Below are 13874 nucleotides of genomic sequence, written 5' to 3'. Positions count from 1 at the left end.
TTTTAATAGTGCCAACAACAAGCTGATAAAAATTTACTGATTTTAGACGTTTATGAATGTTAGAATGAAGGGAACTGAGTGTTCCCTGGAAGGAGGGTATTTCTATGGCAAGAAGGATCAGAATATTTGATACCACACTGAGAGACGGAGAGCAGACTCCGGGTGTTAATCTGAATCTCCAGGAGAAAATGGAAATTGCCAAGCAATTGGCCAGACTGGGCGTGGATGTTATCGAGGGAGGCTTTGCCATAGCTTCACCGGGAGATTTTGAATCCATTATGATGCTCTCAAAAAATATAAAGGGAGTTTCGATAGCCAGCCTGTGCCGTGCAACGGAAAAAGATATAGACAGGGCATGGGAAGCCGTACAGTACGCAGAAAGTCCAAGAATCCACACTTTCATAGCAACTTCGGACATACACATGAAATACAAGCTGAAGATGACGGAGGAAGAGGTTTTTGAACGTGCCGTAGCCATGGTGAGGCGTGCAAAAAGCTATTGCTCCGATGTGGAGTTTTCAGCTGAAGATGCCAGCAGAACCCGTGAGGATTTTCTCATAAGGATAGTTGAGGCTGTTATTGCCGCCGGTGCAACTGTAGTAAATATTCCCGATACTGTGGGGTATACCACACCTGTGGAGTTCGGCAGATTGATCAGAAACCTGAGAAACAATGTACCAAACATAGATAAGGCCGATATCAGTGTTCACTGCCATAACGACCTTGGCCTGGCTGTGGCCAATTCACTGGCTGCTGTGGAAAATGGCGCCGTACAGGTAGAATGTACTGTTAACGGTCTTGGTGAAAGAGCCGGCAATGCCGCTGTTGAAGAAATAATAATGGGCATTGACACAAGAAAAGATTACTATGACATAACTCATAAAATAGATACTACACAAATTTACAGAACCAGCAGGCTTGTTTCAAGCCTTACAGGTGTGGGTGTACAGCCAAACAAAGCCATAGTGGGGGCAAATGCTTTTGCCCATGAATCAGGAATACACCAGCATGGAGTTCTTTCAGAAAAATCCACTTATGAGATAATGACTCCCGAGTCGGTGGGTGTGGGTAAAAACAGGATGGTTCTGGGAAAGCTTTCAGGTCATCATGCCTTTGAAGACAGATTGAAGGAAATGGGCTATGTATTGTCTGCCGAGGAAGTCAAGGCTGCCTTTGAGAAATTCAAGGATCTTGCCGACAGAAAGAAAATAGTCACCGACAAGGATATTGAAGCACTGGTGGATGAAAATATTGCTGTGCCCGAAATATTTGTAATCGACAGCTTCCAGATAAACAGCGGGAATAAGATGATATCCACCTCAACTGTCAGCATAAGGAGAGAGAATGAAGTAATAACCGAGGCCGCCACCGGGGATGGTCCTGTGGATGCTGCCTTCAATGCCATAGAACGTGCGACGGATGTTAAGGCCGAACTGGTGCATTACAGCATCAAAGCTGTAACCGAAGGTAAGGATGCCCTGGGAGAGGTGACTGTCAAAATATCCTCTAACAACTCGGTATACATGGGTAAAGGTGTCAGCACGGATATAATTGAAGCAAGTGTTAAAGCCTATCTCAGTGCAATAAACAGATCTATAAGCGAGATCGGTAAGATAAGTGAAGAGGCAATAATTAGCCGGTAGGGGCGCTTGAAGCTGAAGCAGCCCCTAAAAGGGCTGCTTTTTTTAGTATATGGGAATTTATAACTTTTGGAGCAGTGACGAGGCACTTATAATACTGAGTTTGAATGTGTACACCGGAAAATTGATCTGCTGCAGCTTTGAATTATGATGCATGAATTAATGCAAAATGTGAAATGATGCATCCACATATGCAATAACAAATTTGATGCACCTGATAATGCATCAAATTTGTTGAATTTACTGTTTGAATGTGATACTGTTATAGCTGAATATATACTCGAAGTAAGTCCGGGAGGTAGAATATGTATTTTGCTGTTATCGGGGATATAAAAAATTCCCGTAAAATAAAGGATCGCTTTCAGGTGCAGGAACAGCTTGAACAGGTATTGGAAGAAATAAATTCGGAATTTGACAATTATATAGCTGCTAAATTCATCGTGACTCTGGGGGATGAGTTTCAGGGACTCTTGAATTCAACACAGCCCATAATCAGGATAATTGAAAGAATAATGCTTAAAATGTATCCTGTAAAAATCCGATTCGGGATCGGATTTGGTGATATATCGACTAAAATAAACCGGGAAATGGCAATAGGAGCCGACGGGACCGCTTATCACCATGCAAGGCGCATGATAAATGAGATCAAAAAAAGCCATAAAAGCAGGAGGAGCGACCAGACTTCGGTTAAAATCGCCGCCGATGACAATATAAGTATAGTTGCGCTGGCAAACAGCACTTTCAGCCTCTGGTCCCTTATTCAGGGAAAGTGGACTCAGAAGCAGGTAAGACTTATTCTCGAATCTGTCATTTGCGAAGACAACCAGAGAGAGGTTGCCCGCAGGCTTGGAATAGTTCAGTCCACTGTTCAGAGGGGCTTGAAGAGTTCGGGGTATTACAGCTATCTGCATACCAAAAGAGTTTTGGAAGAGGTGCTTTTAAGAGAATGGGGATAGACCTGCAAAGGGGCACCGGATAAATTTTTTGGGAGGGTTGAGTATGGATACAGGTAAGGGCTTTTTACTGATATGGGTGTTGGTAACCCTGCATGTTTTAGGTGACTTTTATCTGCAAACAGAGAAAATAGCACGAAATAAGAAAACAAGTTACCGGGGGGTTGTTGTACATTCCGTACAATATGGCATACCGTTTATACTTGCCCTGGTATTTATCAGGTTTGGTGCTTTGCTGCTGTTGTGTTTGCTGCTTTCGGTGCTGGCCCACTTTATGGTTGACTCTCTGAAGTATTGGACCACCGAAAACAATTTTTTTAAAGGATACCATAAGAGGCCGGCAGTTGTATTTATGGCAGACCAGCTGTTACATATATTTTTATTGTTGTTAATAGCATTACTGTATGTAAAAGTGAGCTGGCAGAGTCCTTTGCTGCACCTGAATAAAATTTGGTCGGACTTGCTGGGAATGGTTAACATTAATCCGGTTAATGCAATTAAGTGGCTGCTGGTGGGCCTGCTGATAATAAAGCCCGCAAATATAACCTTCAATCTGTTCTTTTCGGCCTTTAAGCCGGAGGAGGAGGCGGCAAGGGACGTAAAACAGCAGCGTACCGGGGCAATAATAGGTACTCTTGAACGTATACTTATTGTATTTTTCATCAGTATAAATCAATTTTCTGCACTTGGTTTCATATTAACGGCAAAATCCATTGCCAGATATGATGCCATAGCAAAGGACAGGGCGTTTGCGGAATATTATTTGATTGGAACCCTTGTAAGCGTTGTGTTTTCAGTAGCAGCATATATATTGGTCTTTACGGGACTATAAAGAAAGGAGAAAAGTATGACTAACAAACTGATAATATATGATTCAACCCTGAGGGACGGAGCTCAGGCCCTGGGGATTTCCTTCACCGTGGAGGATAAACTCAAGATAGTAAATAAATTGGATAACCTGGGAGTTCACTATATTGAGGCCGGTAATCCGGGATCAAATCCAAAAGACCTTGAATTTTTCGAAAAAGTGCTGAAGCTTAAATTGGCCAGTTCCAAAATTATAGCCTTTGGTGCTACCAGGAGAGCCAACATCAGTGTCGAAGAGGATGCAAACATACAGTCCCTGCTGAAGGCCGGCACCGAAGCGATAGCTGTATTCGGCAAGTCATGGGATTTTCAGGTCACTGATATTATTAAAACCACGCTGGAAGAAAATTTGAGAATGATATACGATACCATCAAATATTTCAAAAATCACGGAAAGATTGTAGTTTATGACGCCGAACACTTTTTTGACGGGTATAATGCAAATCCCGAATATGCCATGGAAACCTTAAAAGTTGCCAACAGAGCAGGAGCAGATACCATTTGCCTGTGTGATACAAAAGGGGCCGGCCTTCCTTCCCATATAGCCAGAATAACCGGTCTGGTACGCGATGAAGTGGATTGTGCCATAGGGATACATTGCCACAATGACAACGGGATGGCAGTGGCCGGATCGATCGCAGCTGTTGAGGCAGGCGCCGTACAGATACAGGGCACCATCAACGGCTTTGGAGAAAGGTGCGGAAATGCGAATTTGTGTACAATCATTCCAAACCTCCAGCTGATGATGAATTATGAGTGCATCCCTGCAGCAAATATGGAAAAGCTCACACCTACCGCAAGATATGTAAGTGAGGTTGCCAATATAATTCATGACGAAAGAGCGCCTTTCGTTGGAAACTGTGCATTTGCGCATAAAGCCGGCATGCACGCAGATGCTGTCAACAAAAACACCTCGGCGTACGAAATGATCCATCCGGAGGTGGTTGGAAACCAGCGCAATATCCTTATGTCGGAGGTGGCGGGAAGAAGTGCTGTAATGAGCATTATAAACATGGTGGACAGTACGCTGACCAAAGACTCTCCGGAAACCAAAAAAATCATTGAACGGCTTAAAGAGCTTGAGTATGAAGGCTATCAGTATGAGGGCGCCGAAAGCTCCTTTGAGCTGGTGATCCGCAAAATGCTGGGAAAATACAAGACTTTCTTTGAGCTGAAGGAGTTTAAGGTTATTGTAAATGAACCTACCGTGAACAGTGTAAACTCTTCCGCAATGATAAAAATACTTGTGGATGGGCAAACTGAAATAACCGCAGCTGAAGGCGACGGACCGGTAAATGCTCTTGACAAGGCACTTAGAAAAGCTTTGGAGCGTTTTTATCCCAGGATAGCCGAAATGAAACTGACCGACTATAAGGTTAGAGTATTGGATTCCAATTTTGCAACTGCATCCAAGGTCCGTGTTTTGATCGAGACGACTGACGGACAGGATGCCTGGACAACAGTCGGAGTATCCACCGACATAATTGAAGCCAGCTGGCGGGCACTGGTGGATTCGGTGGAACATAAGCTGATGAAGGAAAATTAGAATCAGCCATATGCGGCCGGTTGATTCCTGACTTCTATTATTATTAATTTTGGTATATAATGAGGCTTATGAAGAACAAGGTAATCCAAAGAGTACTATGAGCATCATATGGCCTCATTGAAACGCAGTTTAGGTAAAAATTTTCTATTGAACCTATGCGTAATAATAAAGGTGGCTTTATATAATAGTATTAATAAATAAGTTTAAGGGGATCAAAGAGTTGAAACTATACGGCAGATTAGTCAAGCGGGGAAAATTACTGAAGGAAGCCTGGGTCGTTCCCCAGAACGGGGACGGGGACTTCCATGATCAGCTGGAGGAATGCCTCATAGCGGTTTGCAAGGAACTGGATGTGGAGGTGCCCATCTGGCTGAAGAAAAATACCAGGGAATTCGGGCTCTACAGGAAAACCAGCTTTAACAGCGACCATTTCGGTGAAGCAATAGGCTTTGACAGGCTTGAGATTGTGCTGTATTAAATTTTAACTTTTATCCCATAAATTCAGATACCGGGTAATGAAAGCTGTAAAATTCTTTCAAATGCAAGCTATAAAATGTATTATTAGCAGTTAAAATGCAAATTCTAAACACGCATGGTTTTGAAGCCTATGCGTGTTTTTGCTGTTATGTGGGATATTGTTGATAAAGTTAAAATAAAAACCTGTGCTTTTTCATAAAATCATTTTGACATAACAGCAAATAATTGATATACTTTATAATATAATATTATAAAGTAAACTTTGGAAAGGGGGACTATACATTGTCTTTTCTAATTGGTATCGATCTTGGAACCTCAGGTGTTAAGACTGTATTGTTTGATGAAAGCGGCAAACCTGTAGCAAGTTCCACCGTGGAGTACCCACTTTATCAGCCCAATCTTGGATGGGCAGAACAGGATCCTGAGGAATGGTGGAGGGGTACATGCGAAAGCATAAACAACGTTATGTTAAAAAGCGGCGTTGATAAGCGGGAAGTAAAGGGTGTGGGCTTATCAGGCCAAATGCATGGAGCCGTTCTGCTTGACAAAGACGACAAGGTTCTCAGAAAAGCAATCATCTGGTGCGATCAGAGAAGTGCTGCCGAGTGTGACCAGATCACAGAGCTTATCGGCAAGGAAAGACTGATTGAAATAACAGCTAATCCGGCACTTACAGGGTTTACAGCTTCAAAGATCATGTGGGTCAAAAACAACGAGCCGCAGATTTTTGAAAAGATAGCAAAGATATTACTGCCAAAGGACTATATCAGATTGAGGCTTACCGGTGAATATGCAACAGAGGTTTCAGACGCCAGCGGTATGCAGCTGATGAATATAGCCCAAAGAAAATGGAGTGACGAAGTAGTCGGAAAACTGGGAATATCCACTTCCATGCTGGGCAAGATGTATGAATCACAAGAGGTTACGGGTAAGGTTACAGCTTCCGCAGCTGCCATAACAGGTCTGAATGAAGGAACGATAGTTGTGGGAGGAGCCGGAGACCAGGCTGCCGGTGCGGTTGGAAACGGTATAGTTAAACCGGGAGTAGTATCATCCACAATAGGAACCTCGGGTGTTGTTTTTGCATATACAGACAAACTGACAATTGATCCCCTGGGAAGAGTGCATACTTTCTGTCATGCGGTTCCCAACACATATCATATAATGGGCGTTACGCAGGGAGCCGGTTTGTCCTTGAAGTGGTTCAGGGATACTTTCTGCATGGAGGAGCTCATGACTGCGGAATTATCCGATATTGATGTCTACAAGCTTCTGGATGCGGAGGCTGAAACAATCAAGCCATGCAGTGACGGACTTATATATTTACCGTACCTGATGGGAGAAAGAACTCCGCACCTTGATCCAAATGCAAGAGGAGTTTTCTTCGGATTGACCGCCAAACACACAAAACCTCATTTTGTACGTGCCATTATGGAAGGCGTAACATACAGCCTGAAGGACTGTCTGGAAATTATCAAAGACATGGGAGTCAGCGTATCCGAAGTTAGGGCATCGGGCGGCGGCGGAAAGAGCGGCATCTGGAGACAGATGCAGGCTGATGTATTTGGTACAGGCATCAACAGGATAAAATCAGACGAAGGTCCGGCTCTTGGAGTTGCAATACTTGCCGGTGTCGGCGCCGGGGTGTACAGCAGTGTGCCCGAGGCATGCGAAGCGATTATCCAGGTAAAGGATACACTTGCTCCCATCGAGGCAAATATTAACAGGTACAATGATTTCTACAAGTTATATACAAAGCTGTACAAATCCATGAAGGAAGACTTTACCCAGCTTAATAACATTCTTAAATAAACTTTGAAGCAGCAGCTGCAGGAATTGCATGATTTTTACATTATAAACTGAGTTTACAAAGTCTGAAAATAAGTTGATCATTTAAATTTTATTAATACAGTGGGAGGGGGGAGGAATATGAAGTTGGGTAAAACAGGCAACAATAAGTTTTTGAAGCAATTTAATGAAACTTCCCTGCTGGAATTGATAAGGCTCAACAAACAGATATCAAAAGCTGATTTGGCTCAACTTACAGGTCTGTCTCCCACCGCATGCGGAGTTATTGTTTCAAACCTGCTGGAAAAAGGCTATATCCGTGAAGCCGGTATCGGAATATCAAAAGGCGGGAGAAGGCCCAACTTATATGAACTCAATCCAAAAAGCTATTATTCCATAGGAGTTGATATAGATGTTGACTATATCAGATTTATCCTCATGGATATAACCGGAAATGTTGAGTACAGGGATATGATCTCCAGTAGATTCGACCAGTCGGTATCGGAGTCAATAGCGTTTATTGAGAAAAAAGTACGGCAGATTATAGAACGGAATGCTATCAGGGAAGACAGATTACTGGGTGTTGGCGTGTCGGTGCCGGGTATGGTTGACAATGTAACCCACGAAGTAATTTTCGCACCTAATCTGGGGTGGGAGAGAGTCGATCTGGAGAGCATGATGTCGGGCATGGGCAATTTCCCCATATATGTGGACAATGAGGCCATATGTTCGGCCATAAGTGAAAATTGGATAGGCTGCTGTACCGAACAAAGAGATTTTGTATGTATAAACATGAAATCCGGTATTGGCTCCAGCATATTCGCAGACGGCAATCTCTACAGGGGCTGCAGCGGAAGTGCCGGAGAAATCGGTCACATAATGGTGGATCACAACGGACCCAAATGTGCCTGCGGAAACTATGGCTGCCTGGAAACCCTGGTTTCCTCAAGATCGATGGTTGAGAAGGCGCAAAAACTTGTGAGACAGGGACTTATAGCCGATTTCTCGGATGAGTTGGATATAAACTCCATAAATTCAATTGATTTTATCATTGACGCCGTAAAGGCAGGTAACGAATCCGCAAGAGTCATTCTGGTGGAAGCTGCCGGATACCTGGGTCTTGCGGTAGCAAATTTAATAAATACCATCAACCCTTCCAGGATAGTGCTTGGGAAGGAATTGGTGAAATTTTCAGAGGATATTTTGGAGCATATGCGAAACATTGCACTGGCAAAGGCACTGAAATATCCGGCATCAAGGGTTGAGATACTCGCGTCGGAATTGGGAGAGGATTCCTCGGCACTTGGAGCTGCAATCGTACCATTGAAAAAGCTCTTTGGCCACAGGCTGTAGGAGCATAAATATAAACATAATTAATTTACTATTTAGCAGCGTGCAAAGCACGCAGATGGAGGGTATTATGTCGGAAATTTTCAGCGGAATTTCAAAAATCAAGTATGAAGGCGGTGGATCGGATAATCCATTGGCATTCAAGTACTATAATCCCGATGCGGTTATAGGCGGAAAGACAATGAAGGAGCATTTAAGATTTGCAGTAGCTTACTGGCATACTTTTGCAGCTGCCGGAGCAGATATGTTCGGTGCAGGTTCTTACGAAAGACCATGGAACACAATGTCTGCCATGGACGGCGCAAAATTCAAGGTTGAAGCAAACTTCGAGTTTGCCGAAAAAATAGGAGTTCCATTCTTCTGCTTCCACGACAGGGATATTGCACCCGAAGGAGATACTCTTGCCGAAACAAACAAGAACCTGGACGTGATCGTTTCTGCCATAAAGGACAGAATGAAATCCAGCGATGTAAAACTTCTTTGGGGAACAACAAATGCATTTGGAAATCCAAGATTCATGCATGGTGCATCAACTTCACCAAATGCCGATATCTTTGCATTTGCTGCAGCCCAGGTTAAGAAGGCCATGGAAATCACAAAGGAATTGGGCGGAGAAAACTATGTATTCTGGGGTGGCAGAGAAGGTTATGAGACACTTTTGAATACAGATATGAAGCTTGAGCTGGATAACCTGGCAAGATTCCTGAAGATGGCTGTTGATTATGCCAGGGAAATAGGCTTCAACGGACAGTTCCTTATCGAACCCAAGCCGAAGGAACCGACAAAACACCAGTATGACTTTGATGCAGGTACAGTTATAGGCTTCCTGAAGACATACGGTTTGGATCCATACTTCAAGCTCAACATTGAAGCAAACCATGCGACTTTGGCAGGACATACCTTCCAGCACGAGCTGGCAGTCTGCAGAATCAACAATATGCTGGGAAGCATTGATGCTAACCAGGGTGATGTATTGCTGGGCTGGGATACCGACCAATTCCCGACCAACCTTTATGATGCTGCTCTTGCAATGTATGAAGTATTGAAGGCAGGCGGTCTGGGCAAGGGCGGTTTGAACTTCGACTCAAAAGTCAGAAGAGGATCATTTGAACCGGCTGACCTGTTCTATGGACATATTGCAGGTATGGATACCTTTGCAAAGGGTCTTATCATAGCTGACAAGATGGTGACTGACGGCAAGTTCGATGCATTTATCGCCGACAGATATTCAAGCTACACAACCGGAATCGGTAAAGATATAGTTGACGGAAAAGTAGGCTTCAAAGAATTGGAAAAGCACGCACTTGGCGTTAAGATCCAAAACAAGTCGGGCCGTCAGGAAATGCTGGAATCCTTGTTGAACCAGTATATCTGTGAAACAAAATAATTGCTACTGATACAAAAAACCCTGCGCTCTTTCAAAGCGCAGGGTTTTTTATATCCTTAGTTACCATTATTTTTATTTGCATGGGGTATTGAATTTTTATTATATGCGTGTATAATATAACATATGTTACTATTAACATATGTTAATGAGATAGGGAGTGTCAAAAATGTCAATAAAACATGCAATTTTGGGAGTATTAAGCTGGAAGCCGACAACAGGGTACGATTTAAAAAAGTTTTTTGAGAATTCGGCTGCAATGTATTGGTCGGGGAATAATAACCAGATCTATAAGGCTTTGGTACAGCTGCTGGAGGAAGGCCTGGTAACTAATGAAATTCAGCATCAGGACAAAGCGCCCACAAAGAAAATTTATTCAATAACCGGGAAAGGGCTGAATGAACTGAAGCAATGGGTTCTATCGGCATCGGATGCTCCCGAGTTCAGAAAAACCTTTTTAGTTCAGCTTTCCTGGGCCGATTTACTCACAGAGGAAGAGTTGTTGGCGGTTTTGGCAAATTATGAGAGTGAAGTAAAAATACAATTGCTGATTCATGAGGAAAATAACAGACGCGGCAGGGAGTATCCCTCACGAAGCTCAAGAGAAGTGCTCTTATGGGATATGATTTCGGAGAATATTATTTCCTCATATAAAAACGAACTGAATTGGATTGAAAATTTGCGGCAGCAGCTTTATAAAAAAGGACTATTTGAGGAGTGAATTGAATGGATTATAAAATAATAGAAAAAGGAACAAAAAAATATATTGAGGTAATATCGGCCGATAATCCTCTGAATAATGAGCAGGACGCACTTGATCTCATTTCCCTGAGCTGGGAAAATGAGATACGGCAGCAAATGCTTCATGGAGAAGTGCTGTCGGAGGAGTTTTTTAATCTTAAGACCGGTGTTGCCGGGAAAATGCTGCAAAAGTTTATAAATTACGGTATCAGGGTGGCGGCCATAATACCCGCAAAGGTAGCAAACACAGGAAGGTTCCGGGAGATGGTGCTGGAGACCAATAAGGGAAATGCCTTTAGAGTGTTTGCCACTCGCGAAGATGCCGAGAACTGGCTTATAAACAGTTAAGCTCCGGGCTTTGGAGGGAGCGCACTGGGGTTTAAAGTTTTATATTATTTGAACTCCAGGATACTGCTCTGATCCTTCAGATTTTTTTGCCTTGGGAAATAGCTGGGTTCTCCGACGGGAATCACACTTAAAAGTTTTAAATCCTCCCGTACCCCAAGAATTTCCCTTATTTTGTCCTCTGCGATGACGGGGTCGTTCATCCAGCAGGCACCATAGCCTTTCTCGGCCACTGCCAGCAGTAGATTCTGGATTGCCGCACCTATTGAAAGGACGTCATAATACCCAAGTTTATCAATCATCCCGCGGTAATCATAACCCTTTTCAAAAAAAGCCCGGACAGCTTTTTCATCATAGAATTTTGTTTTGTCCATGAAAACAAAAATTACAAGAGGGGCATTCCTGAAAAAGCTGACGGCTTTTTCCCTGGAGTTGAGAAATTCGGGTGTTGCTTCGGAATAGCCTTCGCCATAAAAATTCCGTGCAGACTCTGCCGCACCGTCGGCTAATTTATTTATCAAGTCCCCGTCATCCACTGCTACAAAATACCAGCATTGGCTGTCACAGCCGCTGGGAGCATGTGCGGCGCAGGAGATAAAATATTCCACTGCCTCCCTTGGGACCGGTTTATCTGAAAACTTTCGTATGCTTCTCCTGCTTTGGGCCAATTCTAAAAAATTATTTTCCATAAGGATCTCCTGTATGATTTATTTGGTTTAATGAGTATATGAGTATATACTGGTTATATATTTATTACATTCCAATATATTATAACAAAATTAACATTCCGGACGAGTATATTACAAATTTAAATTAATTTGTTAAGAAATAATTAAAGAATTCATAATTTGTATTTAAGATTAATCTGTTATTATGCTTGTAGAGATAGTTATGGAGGCTGCCATGAGTGAGATTAAAGGACTTCTTTATACAACCGATTTAAATACGCTTTTGCTTTTTAACAAATCAATAAAATGCAGGTTGCTGGATCGGCTTATGCCTCTGCTTACACAATTGGGAAGTGCCTTGTTTACAATTTCCAGCTGTCTTCTGATTATCTTCATTGGAAAAGGGGAAACGAGGGGGATAGGTTTTAAAGCGCTGGTATCCCTGGCTGTAAGCCACTTAATTGTGCATCTCCTGAAAAACAGGATATGCAGATTAAGACCCATTGATGTATTACCAAACCTGAACACCTTTAATGTGGCAATTGACTATTACTCCTTTCCGTCAGGACACACAACGGCAGTTTTTGCAATTGCGACTACACTGGCTTTTAACGCACCACTTCTTGCTTTTGTAGGTTTTCCGGTGGCATTTATCGTCGGGATAACCAGATTGTATCTGGGAGTGCACTATCCCTCGGATGTTCTGGCAGGAATGGCTCTGGCAACCTTTACCACAGCAGCAATACAATTTATCTCAAATCTGCTTTAAAAGTACAAAAATATATTAACACAGGGGGTAGCCGGTATGGAATTTATAAAATACATTGACTTCAGCGCAAACACTTTTTTTATAGCGGCCATTACTATTATACTGACGGTTTTGGCATATTTTTTCATTGTATCTGTATTCGGCTGGAGAAAGAGGCCGGAGAAGCATGAAGTATCCCACCCGGATAAAAATTACGCAATTATTGTTGCCGCACACAATGAACAGTCCGTTATTGGCAATACCATCAGAAGCATAAAAGCCATGGATTACCCGGCAGAAAAATACGGGGTGTTTGTAATAGCAGACAACTGCACCGATGATACGGCCAATATTGCAAGAGCCTGCGGAGCAGTGGTGTTTGAAAGGCAGGACACATCCAATAAAGGAAAAGGCCATGCCTTAAAATGGATGTTTGATAAATTATTCGGTTCTGATTTTGAATTTGATGCCGTATGCATACTCGATGCCGATAATCTGGTATCAAAAGACTTCCTGCTGCAGATCGATAAAAAGATGCAAAAGGGTTATCAGGTGGTCCAGGGCTATAGAGATATGAAAAACCCATGGGATTCGTGGATCACCTCCTCCTATTCCATAACCTATTGGCTGGCCAACAGGCTGTGCCAGCTGCCCAGGCAGTACCTTGGAATGAATTGTACACTGACGGGCAGCGGATATGCAGTGAGTGTTGACACACTCAGGAAAATCGGGTGGGAAATAGAAACCCTGACTGAAGATGTGGAGTTCTATTTTCAGCTCTGTCTGAATGACGTTAAAATAGGCTGGGCCCATGATGCGGTAATATTTGACGAACAGCCCGTTACGCTGTCACAGTCCTGGAGACAGCGCACCCGGTGGATGCAGGGCCATTTCAGCTGTGTCTTTCTGTATGGCAGACGGGTATTTGGCAAGCTGCTCAGAGACAGGAGCCTGCAGTCCTTTGATACGGTGGTCATGCTGTTCTATCCGTTTTTATATGTAATGGGCAGTTTCTTGATGGCATTTCAGGCAATGAAAACAATCATACTACAGATAGATGACACAAATTTGAAAGCTTTATTGCTTTTTGCAGCAATGTCCATAATTACCTTTGTGGTACAGAATGTTTTTTCAGTAACGGTTCTTGTGAATGAGAACAAAGGCAGTAAAAACCTGATAATGGGTCTGGTGGTACTTCCGATTTTTAATTTCACCTGGGTTCCCATTATGATTCAGGGGTACTTTTCCAGGAAAAATAAGAACTGGGCACATATAGCTCACACTTCTGCCGCCCAGCTGTAGCTTGAAATACACAAATCCGGCCAAGAGTGTTTGTACAATATGCACAAAATGGATTTATGCTTTTA

Annotated in this window: 13 protein-coding genes; 12 read left to right on the top strand and 1 reads right to left on the bottom strand. The window is 42.9% G+C overall.

What is annotated here, in order from left to right; translation table 11 throughout:
- Positions 1-104 precede the first annotated feature (104 nt).
- From T344_RS0110180 to T344_RS0110135, 10 genes are all read left to right on the top strand, one after another.
- Positions 105-1643: a 2-isopropylmalate synthase gene (locus T344_RS0110180; RefSeq protein ID WP_027628610.1), complete on the top strand. Its 1539-nt coding sequence runs from the start codon at positions 105-107 to the stop codon at positions 1641-1643.
- 302 nt (positions 1644-1945) lie between these two features.
- The gene (locus tag T344_RS0110175; RefSeq protein WP_027628609.1) at positions 1946-2596 is read left to right on the top strand and encodes a SatD family protein; all 651 of its coding nucleotides are present in this window, start codon (positions 1946-1948) and stop codon (positions 2594-2596) included.
- Positions 2597-2639: 43 nt separating this feature from the next.
- Entirely contained in the window at positions 2640-3425 is a 786-nt protein-coding gene (locus T344_RS0110170; RefSeq protein ID WP_027628608.1) for a DUF3307 domain-containing protein, read from the top strand.
- A gap of 15 nt (positions 3426-3440) precedes the next feature.
- On the top strand, positions 3441-5006 hold the full coding sequence (cimA, locus tag T344_RS0110165) for a citramalate synthase (protein ID WP_027628607.1): 1566 nt from the start codon (positions 3441-3443) through the stop codon (positions 5004-5006).
- 220 nt (positions 5007-5226) lie between these two features.
- Positions 5227-5484 (top strand): hypothetical protein, encoded by a 258-nt coding sequence (locus T344_RS0110160; protein WP_027628606.1) that lies wholly within the window; start codon positions 5227-5229, stop codon positions 5482-5484.
- A gap of 281 nt (positions 5485-5765) precedes the next feature.
- Positions 5766-7295 (top strand): xylulokinase, encoded by a 1530-nt coding sequence (gene xylB / locus T344_RS0110155; RefSeq protein WP_027628605.1) that lies wholly within the window; start codon positions 5766-5768, stop codon positions 7293-7295.
- 117 nt (positions 7296-7412) lie between these two features.
- The gene (locus tag T344_RS0110150; RefSeq protein WP_004629325.1) at positions 7413-8624 is read left to right on the top strand and encodes an ROK family transcriptional regulator; all 1212 of its coding nucleotides are present in this window, start codon (positions 7413-7415) and stop codon (positions 8622-8624) included.
- 67 nt (positions 8625-8691) lie between these two features.
- The gene (xylA, locus tag T344_RS0110145) at positions 8692-10008 is read left to right on the top strand and encodes a xylose isomerase (protein WP_027628604.1); all 1317 of its coding nucleotides are present in this window, start codon (positions 8692-8694) and stop codon (positions 10006-10008) included.
- 166 nt (positions 10009-10174) lie between these two features.
- The gene (locus T344_RS0110140; RefSeq protein WP_027628603.1) at positions 10175-10726 is read left to right on the top strand and encodes a PadR family transcriptional regulator; all 552 of its coding nucleotides are present in this window, start codon (positions 10175-10177) and stop codon (positions 10724-10726) included.
- A gap of 5 nt (positions 10727-10731) precedes the next feature.
- Positions 10732-11094, top strand: a complete 363-nt coding sequence (locus T344_RS0110135; protein WP_027628602.1) for a DUF4180 domain-containing protein — start codon at positions 10732-10734, stop codon at positions 11092-11094.
- A 44-nt stretch (positions 11095-11138) separates the two neighbouring features.
- On the opposite strand, the gene T344_RS0110130 is transcribed toward T344_RS0110135, so the two are convergent.
- A complete protein-coding gene (locus T344_RS0110130; protein ID WP_027628601.1) occupies positions 11139-11780 on the bottom strand; it encodes a nitroreductase family protein in 642 nt (213 codons plus the stop codon).
- 214 nt (positions 11781-11994) lie between these two features.
- Between T344_RS0110130 and T344_RS0110125 the strand changes: the two genes are divergently transcribed.
- Together T344_RS0110125 and T344_RS0110120 are read left to right on the top strand one after the other, a co-directional pair.
- Positions 11995-12528 (top strand): phosphatase PAP2 family protein, encoded by a 534-nt coding sequence (locus T344_RS0110125; protein ID WP_027628600.1) that lies wholly within the window; start codon positions 11995-11997, stop codon positions 12526-12528.
- A 36-nt stretch (positions 12529-12564) separates the two neighbouring features.
- Positions 12565-13809: a glycosyltransferase family 2 protein gene (locus T344_RS0110120; RefSeq protein ID WP_034861061.1), complete on the top strand. Its 1245-nt coding sequence runs from the start codon at positions 12565-12567 to the stop codon at positions 13807-13809.
- The last annotated feature ends 65 nt before the right edge of the window (positions 13810-13874 follow it).

It is taken from the genome of Ruminiclostridium cellobioparum DSM 1351 = ATCC 15832 (genome assembly GCF_000621505.1).
GTDB lineage: Bacteria > Bacillota > Clostridia > Acetivibrionales > DSM-1351 > Ruminiclostridium > Ruminiclostridium cellobioparum.
The sequence above is the reverse complement of the archived record's forward strand: the minus strand, read 5'-3'. Positions and strand labels throughout refer to the sequence as shown.

What these genes read in the sequence shown, in the direction of transcription:
- T344_RS0110180 (WP_027628610.1), top strand. Translation starts at nt 105, where the DNA reads ATGGCAAGAAGGATCAGAATATTTGATACCACACTGAGAGACGGAGAG.
- T344_RS0110175 (WP_027628609.1), top strand. Translation starts at nt 1,946, where the DNA reads ATGTATTTTGCTGTTATCGGGGATATAAAAAATTCCCGTAAAATAAAG.
- T344_RS0110170 (WP_027628608.1), top strand. Translation starts at nt 2,640, where the DNA reads ATGGATACAGGTAAGGGCTTTTTACTGATATGGGTGTTGGTAACCCTG.
- cimA (WP_027628607.1), top strand. Translation starts at nt 3,441, where the DNA reads ATGACTAACAAACTGATAATATATGATTCAACCCTGAGGGACGGAGCT.
- T344_RS0110150 (WP_004629325.1), top strand. Translation starts at nt 7,413, where the DNA reads ATGAAGTTGGGTAAAACAGGCAACAATAAGTTTTTGAAGCAATTTAAT.
- xylA (WP_027628604.1), top strand. Translation starts at nt 8,692, where the DNA reads ATGTCGGAAATTTTCAGCGGAATTTCAAAAATCAAGTATGAAGGCGGT.
- T344_RS0110140 (WP_027628603.1), top strand. Translation starts at nt 10,175, where the DNA reads ATGTCAATAAAACATGCAATTTTGGGAGTATTAAGCTGGAAGCCGACA.
- T344_RS0110135 (WP_027628602.1), top strand. Translation starts at nt 10,732, where the DNA reads ATGGATTATAAAATAATAGAAAAAGGAACAAAAAAATATATTGAGGTA.
- T344_RS0110130 (WP_027628601.1), bottom strand. Translation starts at nt 11,780, where the DNA reads ATGGAAAATAATTTTTTAGAATTGGCCCAAAGCAGGAGAAGCATACGA.
- T344_RS0110125 (WP_027628600.1), top strand. Translation starts at nt 11,995, where the DNA reads ATGAGTGAGATTAAAGGACTTCTTTATACAACCGATTTAAATACGCTT.
- T344_RS0110120 (WP_034861061.1), top strand. Translation starts at nt 12,565, where the DNA reads ATGGAATTTATAAAATACATTGACTTCAGCGCAAACACTTTTTTTATA.